Source organism: Plantactinospora sp. B6F1 (assembly GCF_040120695.1).
Lineage (GTDB): Bacteria > Actinomycetota > Actinomycetes > Mycobacteriales > Micromonosporaceae > Plantactinospora.
Genome location: NZ_JBEEAC010000036.1, coordinates 1 through 17015, shown reverse-complemented (window position 1 = coordinate 17015; position 17015 = coordinate 1). Strand labels below are relative to the sequence as shown.

The window sequence follows — 17015 nt, the reverse complement described above, 5'->3', positions numbered from 1 at the left end:
CGTCCCGATCGCCGCTCGAACGGTGGAGCCCGACACCACCCCGGTGTCGGGCTCCACCGGCAGCGGCCACCAGGTACTGACACTCCACTGCCTCGGTGCGCCGAAGGTCGCGCGGGCGGTGGCGTGGAGCTATCGGCCGCGCCGCGAGCGTCTCGGCGTTCGGCGGTCATCGCCGACCGGTCGCGAACGGTACTCCGGTCGACAGCGCGCGCCTGCCGAGCGTGGCCAGTTCGCCGAGCAGGCTGACGCCGATCGACAGCGTCATCGGGCGAGCCTCGGCCCGCACGCCGGCGTGTACCGCGAGATAGCCGAGGCCGGCACTGATCGCGAACGAGGCGACCCAGACCGCCACGGTCCAACCGCTGTACCGCTGCCAGAGCACGCCGCCCTTCCTGAACAGCCGTACGGTGGTGCCCCGCACGGCGCCGAAGACGAGCCCGACGACGGATCCGGCGACGACCCAGCCAATCTCGGTGCCGGTCAGGTGGTCGACCTTCGTGAGCGCGTAGATGCCGATGCCCACCAGCACCAGGGGTGGTACGGCCAGGTCCCGCCCGTTCAGCGGCTCACCCACGAAGCGCTTCACGACGACCGCGATCACCCCAACGACGACGACGGCAGCCAGCAGCGAGGAATCCACGACACCCTCCCGATTTAGCATGTCGGTGCCAAAACACGTTAGCACGAGTATGCTAAAAAGGTGGCATGCCCAAGGTCGTGGATCCGCAGGCCCGCCGCCTGGCGGTCACCGAAGCGGTCTTCCGGGTCATCGACCGGGAGGGCCTCGAAGGGGCGACGCTGCGCAACATCGCCGACGAGGCCGACCTGGCCATCGGCTCGGTGCGGCACTACTTCACCGGTCACACCGACTTGACGATCTTCGCCTTCGGTGCACTCCGCGACCGGGTGACCGCGCGCATCCTGGGACACGTCGAACGGCTGCTCGGTGCGGACCCGGCCGATCCCGCGATCGATCAGCGCGCCGCGGTCGCGGAACTCCTCGCCGAGCTGCTGCCACTCGATGAGCGGCGTCGGCAGGAGGCCGTGGTCTGGCTCGCGTTCGTCACCGCCGCGCGCACCCGACCCGAGCTTCAGGAGCACGCACGCAAGCTGTACGACGGAATCCGGATGGTGGTGAGCCGGGTGCTCGACCGGGCGCGGCAAGCCGGCCGACTCCGGGACGACCTCGACCTCGCCGTGGAATCCGAGCGACTCAGCGCGCTGCTCGACGGCCTCGCCATGAACGCCGTACTGCAACCCGACCGGCTGCCACCCGCCGTGCTTCGCCAGGTCCTCACCAGCCATCTCGACAGCCTTGGATAATCGCGGTGACCCCGCCTGCCGCTACCTGGGCCAGCGGCGTGGCGCTACGACGACATGGACGGCCTGGTCGGTGACAGGTACAAGACCTGGTCGCAGTGGCGCGGCTACGACCGGGTCCGGGTAGCAAAGGCAGCGCCTGACCGGTGCCCTGAAGGCAGGCGGGCCGGGGGAAGCGATCGGCCGCGGTACGCCGTGACCCTTTGACGCACGCGAACTCCGCCCACCCGCCGGCCCTGGACGGCACAAGCCGCCCGTCCAGGGCCGGCGGTGCGCGGTGGGCGGTGCCAGGAGGCGGTGCATACCGTGGTCAGGCGGGTGGGTGTCCCGGTGCCGGAGTGGCCACCGGCTCTGCGTACGAGAGCGGCCGTATTCGGCGAGGGCGTGGAAGGCTGCCTTCGGCGTCCACGAACCGTCCGGCAGGACGCGGACGATCCCGCGCGCGGCGAGGTCATAGTCGCGTTCCGGGTCGTCGGTGGTCGGCAGGTGCCGGTTCGCGAACGTGTACACGAATGCCGCCTCCACCCCGCCGGCCTCGTAGTCGCGCAGCAGGTCCAGGATGTAGCGGGCCTGGCCATCCTCGTCGCGCTCCAGCTCGGCGGTGAGCTTCGCGGCCCGGCCGTCATCGTCGTACGCCACCGGCTCCGCCGCGCCCGCGACGTCGGCTGCGCCGCGGAACGTGCAGCAGCCGAACTCGGTCGCGGCGCACGGCTTGCCCTGCCCCGCCGCGGCCGCCAGGGTTTGCGGGAACGCTGCGGCGTTGGTCGCGTCGCGGTACCCGGCGTCGCCTGAGAGTCACGACGACCGGGTGGGGTGTGGTGAGGCTGGCACGCTGATGGTCATCGAAACCTCCGACGATGACTCATCGTTCAATCTCTATGAATTTACGGCTTCTACCTGGCGCCTTCCGGTACGACTGCTCTACCGTCGCGGTATGGTTTCGCGTCGATCGATCCTGCGGACCGTACCGCTTGTGGCGGCTGCCGTTACCGCCGCCCCGGGACATCCCCGGTGGCTCGGGGCGCCGTCCACGGCGACGGATCCGGTACGTGTGCCCCCTGACCCGGCTGCGGCGGAGGCCGCCGCGGTTGCGCTCCGCGGCTTCACGGCCGACCTCTACCGCACCGTGGCGTCGACCCGGCCAGGCGGCAACGTGGTGTGCGCGCCGTACTCGGTCGGGCTCGCGCTCGCGATGACCAGGGCGGGCGCCGGCTCGACCACGGCGGACGAGATGGATGCCGTGCTCCACGCGCCGTATCCGCGACCCGGCGCGCTCGACAGCGGGCTCAACACCGTCGATCAGTTGCTCGCCGGCCAGTACCAGGACGGCGACGGCGTCAGGCAGCCCCGGCTGAGCACGGCCAACGCCGTGTGGACACGGTGCGATCTGGGTCTGCGACCAGGTTTCCGGGACACCCTGGCCGGCTACTACGGTGCGGCGCCGCACCCGGTCGACTTCCGTGGTGCGCCGGAGATGGCCCGCCAGGAGATCAACACCTGGGTGTCCGACCGGACGAACGCGAAGATCCCGGAACTGTTGTCGCCCGATGCCGTGAGTACCGACACCAGCCTGATCCTCACGAACACGACCTACCTCATGGCGGCCTGGAGATATCCGTTCAGGATGACCGGCACGGTGCTGGAACCGTTCACCCGGGATGACGGCAGCCAGGTCGACGTCCCGATGATGCGCGGGCCGTTCGACAGGATGGGCTACCTGGAGGGGGACGGGTGGCGCGCGGTCGACGTGCCCTACGGCGGTCGCGATCTGGCCATGGCCATCGTGATGCCGACCCGGGACGATCTCGCCGCGGTCGAGGCGAACCTCGACGTGACGTGGCTGGGCGCTCTGTTGACCGGGTTCCGGTTCGTCGACGTCCAACTGCGCCTGCCCCGGTGGACGTTCCGCCTGCCGGCCAAGCTGCGTGCCGCGCTGAGCAGCCTCGGCATGCCCACGGCGTTCTCGTCACAGGCCGACTTCACCGCCATGAGCACCGAAGCAGCCCTGTGCATCGACGACGTGGTGCACGAGACGTTCATCGCGGTGGACGAGAAGGGTACCGAGGCGGCAGCCGCGTCGGCCGTCATCATCCCGCCGCCGTCGGTCCCGCAAGGACCGCAGTTCTTCGTCAACCGGCCGTTCCTGTACGTCATCCACGACCAGCTCACGGGCGTACCCCTGTTCATAGGCCGGGTGCACGACCCGCTGACCACCGGCCCGGCCTGACCGGAGCGCAAGGGCGGGTGCGCCCCGCTGTCGAGCAGCCCGGTTGGCCTGGGATGCCCGGCGGTCGACCAACGAGCGGCTTTCTCAGGTGCGCGACCAGGCCGAGCGCCTGCGGAGGTTCGTCGGGGCTACCTGGTTACCGCTACGGTGCTGCCGTGCCCGATGCGATCTTTGCCCATCCGCGCCTTGCCGCTGTCTACGACACGTTCGACGGCGAGCGCGCAGACCTCGACGCGTATCTCCGCGTCGCCGACGAGTGTGATGCCCGTCACGTGCTCGACGTCGGCTGCGGTACAGGGTCCCTGGCCATCCTGCTGTCGCGAAGCGGACGACAGGTGACCGGTGTGGATCCCGCCGGAGCATCTCTCGACGTGGCGAAGTCCAAGCCCGGGGCCGCATCGGTCACCTGGATCCAGGGCGACGCGACGACGCTTCCCGCGCTGTCGGCTGACCTCGCGATGATGACCGGCAACGTGGCCCAGGTGTTCCTCGACGACGATGACTGGAGCGCGACGCTTCATGGCATTCGTGGCGCACTGCGCGACGGCGGCCATCTCGTGTTCGAGACGAGGCGCCCGGAACGCCGCGCCTGGGAGGAGTGGGCCGTCGATACCGGCCCCGTCATCCGGAACATTCCGGGAGTCGGCGAGGTCGAGCAGCGCAGGGAAGTCACCAGGGTGGCGTTGCCGTATGTCTCCTTCCGGTACACGTACAGGTTCGCCTCGGACGGCCTGGAGGTGCGGTCCGACTCCACCCTCAGGTTCCGCAGTCGTGCAGAGGTTGAGGAGGCCCTGACGAGCAACGGTTTTGCCATCCTCGACGTTCGAGACGCGGCAGACCGCCCTGGCCGGGAGTACGTCTTCGTGGCGCGACGAACGCACTGACCGCACCGACACGAAACGATGGCTGCGCTGCCGCTCCCGCCGAGCGACTGGCCGACGGCGACGATACCCGTGCGTCGGGTCTGTTGAATGCGCACCGCAGGCAGGTGGCGGCCTGCGGTCTGGAAGACTCTCGGGCGTGGCGGTAACACAGCAGTTGGCGCGGCTGTCGCCCGAGCAGCTCGCCAGGTGCCGCGGCTCGGTGGAGGAGTTGGACAGGCTCTGTTCGTTCGAGTTGCTGTCCTCGTCGGACTACCTGGATCTCGATTGGGCGCCGGCGCCGCTCCTCGGCGTCTTCGAACTGGCACGGGTCGGTCCGCCGATCCTGGCGGGGCTGCGACGGGGGCTCGGTGGCGACACGGAGGTCAATCCGGCGTACCGCGACCGACCGGAATCGGTGTCCGGACATCCTGTGACGGCGCTCGAATCCGACGCCGTCGCTGAGGTCGCCGGCCTGCTCGGGCAGGCTGAACCGCAGACTGTGCTGGTCGCACTGCCTGAGGACGCCGCCTCGGCGCGGCTGAGCATCGGCATGCGCGACTTCGATGGGCACCCGGGACCATATCTGCACCGGCATCTCGTCGCGCTGCGTGCCTTCTACGCAGACGCGGCCCGGCGGAGGCTTGCGGTTGTCCTCTGGTGGGACTGAGCCGCATCGCACCGGTCGCCTCCGGGTGATGGGCGCGCACCATGTTGAACCTTTTCAACCTGAACCACGCGGCGCTCACACACCGCGTCCGACCTTGCGCTCCGACGGACCGCAAGGGGAGGTTGAAAAAGGTTCATTGTGGTGGGCCATGATCGGGACCCCTTCCGGATCCAGCCAGCCTTCCGACCTCTGGCGGCCGGCCTGGTGACGCAGATCAAGCAGCGGGGCAGGGGTGGAGACCTCCGGTTGGCATGGGCGTCACCACCGCACACCTCGCCGGAGGTCTCCATGGATCAAGCCGGCCCGCCGTCAGCAATACTCATGGTCACTACGGCTAGAAACCGCTCCACTGGCGGGCCGAGCATTTCCAGGTCTTGCCGTCGTCCTGCGAGACGCAGACCACGAGGATCTTCCCGAGGATGGGAAGCCTGAAGGTGAAGAGGTGGAGCTTCGTCTTCGCGTACGTCACGCCCGACTTCTCGGCGATCTCGGCCAGCGCCCACCCGGAGTCCGGCCCCTCCAGGGTCGCCACCCGGCGCAGCGAGTCGACGTCCTTGCCGTCGACGAGCGTCTCGATATCCTCGGCCGAGGGCTCGACGTCGCCGATCAGCGTCTCCACCGCGTACGGGCCGTTGATGGCAACGCCGTTGGCCCTCTCGAAGGCCGCCTTCGTCCCCTGCACCGTGGTATCCCCGGAGAGGTCGAGAGTCAGGATCTGGCCGACCCCCAGGCGCGCCTGGATGCATTCCCAGACCGTCTTGCCGCTGGCGATGCACATCGTCAGGCACCACTCCCGGCCGCCGGGTGCGGAGTTGGCAAAGAGCAGGGAGGATGTTGCCGTCCCGCTGTCGCCCCTGCCGTCGTGCACGCCGTCGGCGAGGTCGGCCATGGTCGTGTCGAGGAGGTCCCGGGTGCCCGGCATCGTGCCCAGCACCTTGACGTCGTCGATCTCCTCGCCGGTGACGAGCGCCGCCAGTTGGTCGACGGGGAGATGCCGGCCACCGGCGTCGATCGCCAGCACCCTCTCCAGGTCGCCGACGGGCTGGCCGGTCAGCTCCTCGAACCGCTTGAGCATCATTCCCGGAGCACCCGGCTGGTCGGTGACCGTCGTCCGGGCGTCGCCCTCGGCGGCGCCCGACGGAGCGGGCGCGGTCGCCAACCCGACGACCAGGGCCGTGGCGACGATCATGGCCTTTCTGGTGGTGATCTTCCACGTTGCTGTCATCTGGTCCTCACCTCGTTGTCTCGGGAGCGCTGCTGGCGGGGTTGATGAGGACTACCAGCGGCACACGATCACCACGCCCAGGCCGTTGGGGGAGGGGGCCCAGTCGCAGTGCCGGTCGAGCCACTCGCCGATGTCGTGGATCGTGTCCGCGACCCATGCGAACACCGATTTGATCGCGCCCCACAGGCTGAGGTAGACGACGGTCGACTCGGGTGTGCCGCCGGCCTCGTCGATGACGTCCTTCGTCGACTTGGCCGGATCCGGCTTCTCGATGGTGTCCAGCACGCGTACGCCGGTGGTGTCCTTGCCGGCCAGCAGCGCCTCGATCTCCTCGGGGGTCCGCTCCTTGCCGTCGTCGACGGCTACGATCGCGCGGTCGACCGTCACCTCTCTGCTGCCGGTGACGGCCTGGGCGATGGCGGTGATCTCGCCCAGCGTGAGGTCGTTGCCGAGCGCGGGACCGGTGAACCGCCGGACCGAGACCGCGCCGGACGGATCGATCCGGATCTCGTCGGCCGCAATCGCCTTGTCCGTCCTGCCCCGATCCCATGCGAACACCCACTGTCCGCGGACGCAGTCGAACTGACCGTAGACCTGGCCCTCGGGTGCGGTCCCGGTACGGATGATCTCGTCTCGCTCGTCCACGTACTGGACCACGCAGTCGATGCCCTTCTCCGATGGCCTGCTGGTCTTGCTCCCGACCGTCGAGGACCCGGCGGCCGAGGCATCGGCAGCGGAGGAGATAGCGGGGGAGGAGATGGCGGCGGAGGACCCGGCCAGCACCATCCCGCTGACCGCCCCGAGCACCGCGAGGCAGCGCGTCAAGCGTCTCATCGAACGCTCCGTTCCTGGAGGGAGAACTGGTGTCCGAAGAGTGCCGGCCCGGGCCGAAGCGGCCCTGAAAGGACGCTGAAACGGGTGACGTCAGCTGCCGTCAGCGGTGCCGGGCGGTGTCGAGCTGTTCGAGTTCGGCGCGGATCGACTCGGCGTCGGCGTCGCCGAGTTCGTCCAGGATGGCCAGGGCACGGCACCACGCGGTACGGGCGGCGCCGAGGTCGGCCAGGGCCCGGTGGCTACCGCCGAGATTGACGTATGTACTCGCCTCGGCGTACCGGTCGTTGACCTGGGCGAAGAGTTCGAGCGCATGCTCGTAGCAGGCGATCGCCCGTTGGTCGTCGCCAAGCTGGTGATGGGTGTAGCCGAGGCTGTCCCAGGTATCGGCCTGGCCCTGGACGTCGTCCACCTCCTGCAGCATTCTCAGCGCCTCGCCGCACGACTCGAGGGCACGGTGGCAGTTGCCGAGCAGGGCTTCCTGCCAACCGACCGCGTTCAGGGTGTACCCCTGTCCGGCCCGGTTCCCGGTCCGCCGGAACAGGGCCAGCGCCCGCCGGGAATGGCTGAGTGCCTCGCGATACCGCCCCTGCCGCTCGGCCAACTGGCCGAGGTTCAGGCAGGTGTGTGCCCGCCCGGCATCGTGACCGACGGCGGTGAACAGGTCGAGCGCGCGCCGCAGGTGATCGTCGGCCTCGTCGTACCGGCGGAGCCGGGAGCAGGCGAGACCGAGGCTGCGGTGCGCGTGACCCTGGCCGGCCTGATCCCCGATCCGGGACGCGGCGGCGAGCGCGATGCGCTGGGTGCCGAGCCAGTCCTGCCAGTGCCCCTGCCGATGGAGGAAGCCGGCCATGGTCCAGGCGAGCCGCCAGGCGTGCCCCTCGAACCCGGACCGTGCGGCGAGTGGTACCGCGGCGAGCAGGACGGCGACCTCGGCGGTGAACCACGCCGTGGCCTCCGACCGGCTCCTGGGGCGTTCGGGCGTCACACCGGCGCCCGGTGGCGGGAGGCTGATCTCGCTGAAGTGCGGGTGCAGCGCGAGGTCGGCGGTGTGCGCGCTGTGCAGGCAGTGGTCGAGCAGCCGGTGGAGGGCGGCACGGCGGTCGGGCGGTGGCTCGACCTCGTCGGCGAGGTCGGTGGCGTACGCCCGCAGCAGGTCGTGGAAGGCGTACCGGCCGTACGCGTGCTCGGTGAGGAGGTTCGCCCGACTCAGCTCGGCGAGCAGGGGACCGATCCGGTGCACAGCGACGCCTGCCAGACTCGCCACGGTGGGGGCGGAGACGTCCGGACCGGGATGCAGGCTCAGGAGCCGGAACAGTCGGACCGCGGCCGGGCTGAGCGTCCGGCACGACCAGGAGAAGACAGTTCGGACATCGGTGGCCTCGTCGCCGCCGTGAAAGGCGTCCAGGTCGCGCAGCTCACCGGCGATCGCGGCCAACGGGAAGTGCCGGTTGGTGGCGGCCCTGGCCGCGACGATGGCCAGGGCGAGGGGCAGTCGCGCGCATCGGTTGGCGATCTCGTCGGCTGCGGCGGGTTCGGCGGCGACCTGGCGCGCCCCGAGCCTGCGGACCAGCATGTCACGGGCTTCGGCAGCGCTCAGCAGATCGAGGACCACCGGTTGGGCGCTCTCGATCACGACCAGCGGGGTGAGCCGGTCCCGACTGGTGACGATCGCGAGGCAGTCGGGCGAGCCGGGCAGCAGCGGCCGGACCTGTTCGGCGTCGCGGGCGTTGTCCAGCACCACGAGCAGGCGCTTGCCGGCCACCAGCGTGCGGTACAGGCTCACCAGTGCGTCCGGTTCGCCCGGCATCCGTGCCGCCGGGACGCCGAGCGCCTCCAGGAATCCGTGCAGCGCTCGCGCCGGCTCGGTCGGGGTGGTCGACGAGTCGAAGCCGCGCAGGTTGACGTAGAGCTGGCCGTCGGGGAACCGCGCGGCGGCGCGGTGTGCCCAGTGCACGGCGAGCGCGGTCTTGCCGACGCCCGCGGTGCCGGACACCACCACGGCGCCGCCCCGGTCGACCGACGCGTCGAGGATGGCGAGTTCCGCGGCACGTCCGGTGAACGTCGGTACGGCCGGGGGCAGTTGCCCGGCGACCGACCGTGCCGCCGGCGGAGCGGGTACCGCGATGCTCCTGTCCTGGCGCAGGATGGCCTTTTCCAGATCCCGCAGCTCCGGGCTCGGGTCGATGCCGAGGTTGTCGCTGAGGGCGGCACGCAGCCGCCGGAACATGGCGACCGCCTCGCCCTGCCGGCCGTCGCGGTACAGCGCAAGCATGAGCTGTGCGTGCAGCTGCTCGTCGAAGGGGTGCTGCCGGACGAGCCTTTCCAGGTCGGGGATGAGCCGTGCGTACTCGCCGACGGAGAGCAGGGCCTCGGCGAGTGCCCGGTCGGCCGTCAACCGCAGCCGTGCCAGGTGTTCCGCCTGCTCCTCCAGCCAGGCGGACCCGGTCACGTCGGCCAACGGCTGACCACGCCACAGCGCCACCGCGGCCGTCAGGTGGGCCACCTGCTCGGTCCGGTCCGCAGACCGCCGGGCGAGTTCGAGGAGGCGCTCGACGGCCTGGACGTCGGTGGACTCCGGCCCGGTGTTCAGCACGTAACCGGGCGGGCGTGCCACGATCGACCGGGGCTCGCCGAGCACTCCGCGCAGATAGGACACGTGACGTTGCAACGTGTTCGCCACGGTGGCCGGTCGGCGCTCGCCCCAGACCACGTCGACGAGCCGGTCGACGCTGACGACCCGGCCCACGTGCAGCGCCAACGTCGCCAGCACGGCCCTGCGGCGAGCACCGCTCACCGCCTGCGGCCGGTCGGCGACGACCACCTCCAGCGGTCCGAGCAGCCGGACGCGCACGTCCGTGGCAACCGTCGACAGCACCGTTGCAGGCTAACTCTCCTGGTGAGAGAGTTTGATCTATTCGTCGCGCAATGGACACGCACCCGGCCCGGCCCCGCGGGGGTTGCGGACTCGCCGCTACGGTGTCGGGAGCTACAGTCCCCAGCCGTACCGGATCCGGTCGTGGCCGGAGGCGTTACGGACGGTCAGGTGGAGATTGGTGCCGCTGCCGCTGAGGGCGAACATCGAGTAGTAGTCGTAGCCGAGGCTGCCGGTCGGCTTGCCGCCGAGCGCGGGCCAGTAGACGCCACCCATCTGGTTGTCACGCATGACCTGTGTGACAGCGCGAATGTGCCGTACGAAGTTGTCGGTGCTGCCCGCGTCGGCGTAGTTCAGGCCGGTGGACATCGGCGCGCCGTACTCGGTCACGACCGCGCGGGAGGCACAGTTCCCGAGACGGGTCTGGATGTGGCTCCGGAAGGCGTCGTACGTCATCGCGTTGTAGAAGAAGGCGTAGTGGTGGAAGGAGAGCAGGGTTCCGCGCAACCGGCTGTCGTTGCAGACGTCCCGGAGATCCTGGCTGTAGCCGGTGCCGCCGACGAGCACCCGGCCGGGCACCGCCGAGTAGTGGTAGCTGAGCCAGTTCGCTGCGATGTTGCGCCAGTCCGCCGAACTGTAGCCGTGGGGCTCGTTCATCGGCTCGAAGTAGACATTGGTGTTGGAGCCGTAGGTGTAGGTCACGCGGGACCACATCGTGTTCCACGCCGCGAGGTTCGTGATCCTGCCGCCGGAGGCGGCGCCGTCCTCCCAATAGGCGAGGATGACCTTGAACCCGCGGGCGGTGGCGGCGTCGATGGCGCCCCGGTAGTTGTTCCACCACGTCGTGCCGACGGTGTGGGTGTTGATCGGCAGTCGGACGGTGTTCACCCCCATGGCGGCCATGTCGTCGTAGAGGGCGTTGGCCTTTGCCCGCACGGTCGCGTTGCTGTCGGACTGGCTCAGGCCGTGGAGGACGAGTGGGCCCGTGCTGAAGTTGTCGCCCAGCACGGCCCAGTTCATGCCCCTGAACTGATTGGTGACCGCGCCGGCGGGTGAGCCACCGAGGACGGCGGCGACCGGAATCAGCAACATCGCGGCCAGGGCGCCGACGAGGACGCGCCCCGGTGAGCGCCGGCGGGACGCCGATCCCTCGCCATGTCGAGTGTTGTTCATGGTCCTGGTCGATCTGGTGCTCTGTGGGGTCGTCAACGTCTCGTCCTTCCTCACGGATGCCGTCGCCGGCAACATATTGTTAGTCCGGTGTGAACGTCGACGCGACTTTTCGAACTGACTTGACCAGGAATAGACATAGACGCACATGGGTGACCCTGAGGCGATCTTCCGACTTCCATGATTCTTTAGATATTGACGACTCTCGCTCATGGTCGTCCAAGTGTGTCCGTTACCCGAAACCTCTCCATCGAAGACGAGAGGGGTGCGGATCGCCGCCGGGCGGCAGGAGGCCACCCGGATGACATGCCGGCGCCACCCGGACGAGACAATCGAGATCCCTGTGCGGGTGGTACTGACGGAAGGTCGGTGAGCAGTGGCTCCCAGTGTTTACGTCGCCGGGCTCGGTCCCGGTGCGGGCAAGGCGGCCGTCGCGCTGGGCCTCGCCGAGCTGCTGTCCCGGCGGGTCGCTCCGCTGGGCATGTTCCGGCCGGTGGTGCCCACCACCCGCGACGACCCGGTGCTCACGCTGCTGACCGCGCGCTACCCGGTTGCCGCCGGTTACGCCGACTCGTTCGGAGTGACCGGCAACCAGGCGGCGGCGCTGGCGGCGGAGGGGCGACAGGAGGAGCTGATCGGCCGGATCGTCGAGCGCTATCGCGAGTTGGAGCGGCGCTGCGCCGCCGTGGTCGTCGTCGGTGGGGACGTCACCGACCTCGACGACGACGCCCCGGGCGGGCCGGACCAACTGCTCGGATTCCACGCCCGGCTCGCCACCGAGTTCGGCAGCCTGGTCGTGCCGGTGGTGGACGGGCTGGACCAGTCACCCGAGCTGGTCGCGGCGGCGGCGCGGACGGCGTACCACGATGTCGTCGGGGCCGGGGCCACCGTGCTGGCGGTGATCGCCAACCGGGTACCGGAGGGTACCCCCGCCCCGACCGGGCTGCCGGTGCCCGCGTACGCGATCCCCGAGGTATCGGCCGTGTCGGCGCCGACCGTGGCGGAGGTGGCGGCGGCGCTCGACGCGACCGTCCTCTCCGGCGACTCCGCGGCGCTGGACCGCGACGTGCTGGACGTGGTGGTTGGTGCCGCGCACGTACCGGTGCTCCTCGACCACCTCACCGACGGCTGTCTCCTCATCACGCCCGGGGACCGGGCCGACCTGCTCGTCGCGGCCAGCGCGGCGCATGCCGGCGGAGCCGTCACCCTCGCCGGCCTGGCGCTCACCCTCGGCGAGCATCCGGACCCGCGCGCGATGCGGGTGATCGAGCGGCTGCACACCGGCCTGCCGGTGCTGGTGACGAAGAGCGACAGCTATGACACGATCGGCACCGTCAGCCGGCTCGAGGGGCGGCTCGCCGTCACCACGCCCCGCAAGGTGGAGGCCGCGCTCGGCGCCTTCGAGGCCCACGTCGACCCGGTCGAACTGATCCGTCGGCTGGACGTGACCAGATCCCACCGGATCACCCCGCTGATGTTCGAGAACGATCTCATCGACCGGGCCCGCACGTCTCGCCGGCATCTGGTCCTGCCCGAGGGCACGGAGCCTCGGGTGCTGCGGGCGGCGGAGACCCTGCTCCGCCGGGGCGTCGCCGACCTGACGCTGCTGGGCCCCCCGTTCGAGATCAACCGCTGCGCGAGCGAGCTCGGGGTCGACATCACCGCGGCCCGGCTGGTCGACCCCGAGACCAGCGAGTGGCGGGACGCCTTCGCCGCCCGCTACGTCGAACTGCGCCGGCACCGGGGCGTGGCGCTGGACCTGGCGTACGACGTGGTGCGCGACGTGAACTACTTCGGCACGTTGATGGTCGAGGCCGGACTGGCCGACGGGATGGTCTCCGGAGCCAACCACACCACCGCGGCGACGATCCGACCCGCCTTCGAGATCATCAAGACCGAACCGGGTGTCTCCGTCGCCTCCAGCGTCTTCTTCATGCTGCTCGCCGACCGGGTCCTGGTGTACGGCGACTGCGCGGTCAACCCGGACCCCGACGCGTCCCAGCTCGCCGACATCGCGCTCTCCAGCGCCGACACCGCTGCCCGGTTCGGTGTCGAACCGAAGCTGGCCATGCTCTCGTACGCCACCGGCACCTCCGGGACGGGCGCGGACGTCGACAAGGTCGCCCGGGCCACCGAGTTGGTCCGGGCCCGCCGCCCCGAGCTGCCGGTGGAGGGGCCGATCCAGTACGACGCCGCCGTCGACCCGACGGTCGCGGCGACGAAACTGCCCGACAGCCCGGTCGCCGGTCACGCCACGGTGCTGGTCTTCCCGGACCTCAACACCGGCAACAACACGTACAAGGCGGTGCAACGGTCGGCCGGAGCGGTCGCGGTCGGCCCGGTGATGCAGGGGCTGCGCCGTCCCGTCAACGACCTGTCCCGGGGCGCCACGGTCAAGGACATCGTCAACACCGTCGCCATCACGGCGATCCAGGCGGCCGGAAGGGAATCCCCGTGACGAGAGTGCTGGTACTCAACTGCGGCTCGTCGTCGCTGAAGTACCGGCTCTTCGACGGCGTCCGGACCGTGGACCGTGGCCTGGTGGAGCGGATCGGCGAGCCCGGCGGCGACGCGCCGGACCACGCGTCGGCGCTGCGGGACGTGCTGGCCCGGATCGACCTGGCGGATCTCGGCGTCGTCGGGCACCGGGTCGTGCACGGCGGCACCGAGTTCACCGGGCCGACCGTCGTCGACGACGATGTCGTCGCGGCCATCGAGCGGCTGGTTCCACTGGCGCCGCTGCACAACCCGGCAAACCTGACCGGGATCACCGTGGCCCGACAGATGCTGCCGCGGGTGCCGCAGGTGGCGATCTTCGACACCGCCTTCCACACCACGATGCCCCCGGCCGCCGCGACGTATGCGCTCGACGCCGACCTGGCCCGACGCCTGGGGGTACGCCGCTACGGCTTCCACGGCACGTCGCACGCGTACGTGGCCCGGCAGACCGCGCGGCTGCTGGAGCGCCCGTCCGACGAACTCGACCTGATCACGCTGCACCTGGGTAATGGGGCGAGCGCCTGCGCGGTGTCCCGGGGCCGCAGCGTGGCCACCTCGATGGGACTGTCACCGCTCGCCGGCCTGGTGATGGGGACCCGCAGCGGCGACCTGGACCCGGCGGTGCTGTTCCACCTGCACCGGGTCGGCGGGCTGTCCGTGGCGGAGATCGACGAGTTGCTCAACCACCGCAGCGGGCTGCTCGGGCTGACCGGCGACAACGACATGCGCGGCGTACTGCGCCGCCGGGCGGCCGGTGACCCCGCCGCGAGTCTCGCCTTCGACGTGTACTGCCGACGCCTCACCGAGTACGTCGGGGCCTACCTCGCGGTGCTCGGCCGCCTGGACGCCATCACCTTCACCGGCGGGGTCGGCGAGCACGCGGTCGAGGTACGCGCCGGCGCGCTCGCCGGACTGTCGGGGCTCGGCATCGTCGTCGACCCGGACCGCAACGAACGCTCCGCGTCGGTCATCTCGCCGCCCACCGCACCGGTGAGGGTGTGCGTGATTCCGACCGACGAGGAGCGGGAGATCGCCGAGCAGGCGCTCGCGGTACTGACGGGCCAACCCGTACCAGGACCGTGAGCGCGCTACCCCGGCCGCCGGACCTACCCGGTCAGTTGTTGGAGAACGACCACAGGTGGCGCAGCGGCATGGTGGCGTAGTTCACCCGAACGCCCGCACGCACCTGCTTCTGGCCGGCCTCGCTCCAGTTGAAGTTGCACCTCGCCCAGGAACCGGCCCCATGGGTGTTGCGGCAGTACCGGTATGCCAGGCCCCGCTCGCTGTCGATCCGGGCCATCGCCGAGCGGCCGTCGGCGTCGTTGTCCTTCACGTACACGTAGTCACCGTCGTATTCGACGCAGACGATCGTGGCGCCGTAGGTGGAGGCCGGCGCGGTGGTGCAGACGCCGACCGGGTACGACACCTTGACGCCGGTCTGGCACGAGGCGTACGCCCCTTCACAGCCGACGAAGTAGAGGTCACCGTCGGCCATGCTCGGGGTCGGGGCGGCGAAGACGCCGACCGCCGTCACCACCAGGGCGAGGAGCGCGCCCCACAGCCGGCGGCCGGAGCCGGGCCGGGCCCGGCGCTGCCAGCCCGGTTCCGGCCTCCCGTCCGGAGACAGCGGCCGGGTCGTCTGGTCCGGAGACAGCGGCCGGGTCGCGGGTGGCCGATGGCCCCCGATCAGCCCGGTCGGCCGTCAGCGCCACCACGGTGGACGCGGATCGAGCCACCAGGTCAGCCGGCGGGCCCGACGGGTGCGCCGACGCAGAGCCCGGCGGTACGCCCGCACGCCCGCTACCAGCCGCTCGGTGTCGGCGGCTGCGGGCGTACGTTCACCGAAGGCCAGGGCGTTGACCGCACCGGCCAGCGCGTCGACCTCGCTCCGCAGGCCGTCCCCAGTGGCGGCGACGGCGAGCCGGGCGACGTCGTCCATTGCGGCTGACCGGCCCAGCCGGTGTCCGGCCAGCCGGAGCCCGTGGCCTACCTCGGCCCAGGCGGCCAGCAGCCGGCTGGCGGGATCTCCGCGGCCGAGCCGGGCCGATTCTGGACCCGGCGGGTCGACGTGGGCGCGCAGGTCCGGCGGCTGTCGGTCGGCGGTGGCCAGCAGCACCGCGCCGGTGGCACCGGTCGCCAGCACCGTGAAGACGGCGATGGCGGCGACCGGGGCCCGGGGCCGACCCGGTCGCGCCGGGACCGGGTCGGGATGCGCCGGCCCGAACCGCCCGCCCCGGGTCAGCGCCAGGAGCACCACCAGCGCGGCGACGAGCAGGACCGGGTACCCGTACCCCGGCTGGTCGGCCGGGCCGACGAGGGCGATGGCCCCGGCGAGCAGCGTCACCGGCGGCAGTGCCGCGAGCGCCGGTCGGCGAATGGTGAGCAGGGCGGCGCCGGTCGCGGCGGCGAGCCAGGTTCCGCAGAGCGGCAGGACCACCGTTTCCAGGGGCACCGGCAGCGGAACCGAGGTGGTCAGGATGCGTGCCCCGGAGTACCGGACCGCCGCCAGGACGGCGTCGGGCAGCGCCTCCGCCGCCGGCAGCGGCAGCCAGGTGCCGAGCCCGACGACCGCGACGCAGAGGACGACCAGCGCGGCGAGGATGGCGATCGACGCGGCCAGCCGGGCGGCCCGCAGTCCGGCCGTGACGGCGGCGCCGCCGACCGCCGCCGCGCAGAACAGCGCCGGAACCGGACCCGGGGCGTAGGTCGCGGCCAGCGGAAGCACCGCGGCACAGCAGGCGACCGTCAGTGTGAAGACGGCCGCCACCCGCTGCGTCGTCGTGCCGGGCGGCCGGTCGACGCCGGCCCGATGCCCACCGTCCCGGCTCACCGCAGCGCCCCGTTCCACCGATCGGCGAACTCGGCGGCGGTGGCGGCGGCCATCGCGGCGACGCCGGCCGGCACCGACGGGGCCTGTGCCCGCTTGCCGAGCAGGGCGACGACGACCGCGGAGTACCCGCTCCGGCTGGCCAGGACCGGCCCCAGGTCGCCGTCCGGAACGGACAGGAAGAGCAGCGTGTCGCCGGCCTGGTGAGGGCGCAGCCCCGGCAGGGTGGCGGCCAGGTCGACCCCGGCGGTCGGCTGTACCTGGGCCAGCAGGTCCAGGCCGGCGTCTACGGTGCTGGCCACGGTCGGTCGGGAGGCCGGGCAGAGCGCGACCGGTACGCTGTCCCGGCCGGCCGTCCGCCGGGCGCGTTCACGCCGTCGGGCCCCGCCCGGGGGGGGGGGGGGCCCCGACCACCCGCCGGGCGGTTGCCGGTGGCCGACCGTTCCGGGCTGACCGGACGGCCGGCGACGAACCAGGCGATCGAGCCGACCAGCGGGAAGAAGAGGATTAT

At 71.1% G+C, this 17015-nt stretch carries 15 protein-coding genes and 1 pseudogene; 7 read left to right on the top strand and 9 right to left on the bottom strand.

What is annotated here, in order from left to right:
- Positions 1–166 precede the first annotated feature (166 nt).
- Positions 167–640, bottom strand: a complete 474-nt coding sequence (locus ABNF97_RS29090) for a CcdC protein domain-containing protein (protein ID WP_207230593.1) — start codon at positions 638–640, stop codon at positions 167–169.
- A 65-nt stretch (positions 641–705) separates the two neighbouring features.
- Here ABNF97_RS29090 and ABNF97_RS29085 point away from each other — a divergent pair, with 65 nt between their 5' ends.
- The 5 genes from ABNF97_RS29085 (at position 706) to ABNF97_RS29065 (ending at position 5077) form a co-directional block, all read left to right on the top strand.
- Positions 706–1323: a TetR family transcriptional regulator C-terminal domain-containing protein gene (locus ABNF97_RS29085; RefSeq protein WP_130464053.1), complete on the top strand. Its 618-nt coding sequence runs from the start codon at positions 706–708 to the stop codon at positions 1321–1323.
- Between the two features lie 294 nt (positions 1324–1617).
- Positions 1618–2112, top strand: coding sequence for a hypothetical protein (locus tag ABNF97_RS29080; protein WP_349340489.1), 495 nt, complete (start codon positions 1618–1620; stop codon positions 2110–2112).
- 43 nt (positions 2113–2155) lie between these two features.
- Complete coding sequence (locus ABNF97_RS29075) at positions 2156–3547, top strand: serpin family protein (protein ID WP_349340488.1); 1392 nt, start codon at positions 2156–2158, stop codon at positions 3545–3547.
- Positions 3548–3702: 155 nt separating this feature from the next.
- A complete protein-coding gene (locus ABNF97_RS29070; protein WP_130464051.1) occupies positions 3703–4431 on the top strand; it encodes a methyltransferase domain-containing protein in 729 nt (242 codons plus the stop codon).
- Between the two features lie 136 nt (positions 4432–4567).
- Positions 4568–5077 carry a DUF1877 domain-containing protein gene (locus tag ABNF97_RS29065; RefSeq protein WP_130464050.1) on the top strand — a complete coding sequence of 170 codons (510 nt, stop codon included), beginning with the start codon at positions 4568–4570 and terminating at the stop codon, positions 5075–5077.
- 334 nt (positions 5078–5411) lie between these two features.
- Here the strand turns inward: ABNF97_RS29065 and ABNF97_RS29060 are convergent, their stop codons facing one another.
- From ABNF97_RS29060 to ABNF97_RS29045, 4 genes are all read right to left on the bottom strand, one after another.
- The gene (locus ABNF97_RS29060) at positions 5412–6302 is read right to left on the bottom strand and encodes a hypothetical protein (RefSeq protein WP_349340487.1); all 891 of its coding nucleotides are present in this window, start codon (positions 6300–6302) and stop codon (positions 5412–5414) included.
- 51 nt (positions 6303–6353) lie between these two features.
- Positions 6354–7136 (bottom strand): hypothetical protein, encoded by a 783-nt coding sequence (locus ABNF97_RS29055; RefSeq protein ID WP_349340486.1) that lies wholly within the window; start codon positions 7134–7136, stop codon positions 6354–6356.
- Positions 7137–7236: 100 nt separating this feature from the next.
- Positions 7237–10011 carry an AfsR/SARP family transcriptional regulator gene (locus ABNF97_RS29050; protein ID WP_349340485.1) on the bottom strand — a complete coding sequence of 925 codons (2775 nt, stop codon included), beginning with the start codon at positions 10009–10011 and terminating at the stop codon, positions 7237–7239.
- A 111-nt stretch (positions 10012–10122) separates the two neighbouring features.
- Positions 10123–11217 carry a glycoside hydrolase family 5 protein gene (locus ABNF97_RS29045; protein WP_349340484.1) on the bottom strand — a complete coding sequence of 365 codons (1095 nt, stop codon included), beginning with the start codon at positions 11215–11217 and terminating at the stop codon, positions 10123–10125.
- Positions 11218–11554: 337 nt separating this feature from the next.
- Here ABNF97_RS29045 and pta point away from each other — a divergent pair, with 337 nt between their 5' ends.
- Together pta and ABNF97_RS29035 are read left to right on the top strand one after the other, a co-directional pair.
- Positions 11555–13636, top strand: a complete 2082-nt coding sequence (pta, locus tag ABNF97_RS29040; protein ID WP_349340483.1) for a phosphate acetyltransferase — start codon at positions 11555–11557, stop codon at positions 13634–13636.
- A complete protein-coding gene (locus ABNF97_RS29035; RefSeq protein WP_130464045.1) occupies positions 13633–14760 on the top strand; it encodes an acetate/propionate family kinase in 1128 nt (375 codons plus the stop codon). The genes pta and ABNF97_RS29035 overlap by 4 nt, the downstream gene beginning before the upstream one ends.
- Positions 14761–14791: 31 nt before the next feature.
- On the opposite strand, the gene ABNF97_RS29030 is transcribed toward ABNF97_RS29035, so the two are convergent.
- The 4 genes and pseudogenes from ABNF97_RS29030 to ABNF97_RS34365 form a co-directional block, all read right to left on the bottom strand.
- Positions 14792–15214 (bottom strand): hypothetical protein, encoded by a 423-nt coding sequence (locus ABNF97_RS29030; RefSeq protein WP_349340482.1) that lies wholly within the window; start codon positions 15212–15214, stop codon positions 14792–14794.
- 165 nt (positions 15215–15379) lie between these two features.
- Positions 15380–16507 carry a hypothetical protein gene (locus ABNF97_RS29025; protein WP_349340481.1) on the bottom strand — a complete coding sequence of 376 codons (1128 nt, stop codon included), beginning with the start codon at positions 16505–16507 and terminating at the stop codon, positions 15380–15382.
- Entirely contained in the window at positions 16504–16806 is a 303-nt protein-coding gene (locus tag ABNF97_RS29020) for a hypothetical protein (RefSeq protein ID WP_349340480.1), read from the bottom strand. Before ABNF97_RS29020 ends, ABNF97_RS29025 begins: the two co-directional genes overlap by 4 nt.
- 92 nt (positions 16807–16898) lie before the next feature.
- Positions 16899–17015, bottom strand: a pseudogene (locus ABNF97_RS34365) (PLD nuclease N-terminal domain-containing protein); the annotation flags it as partial.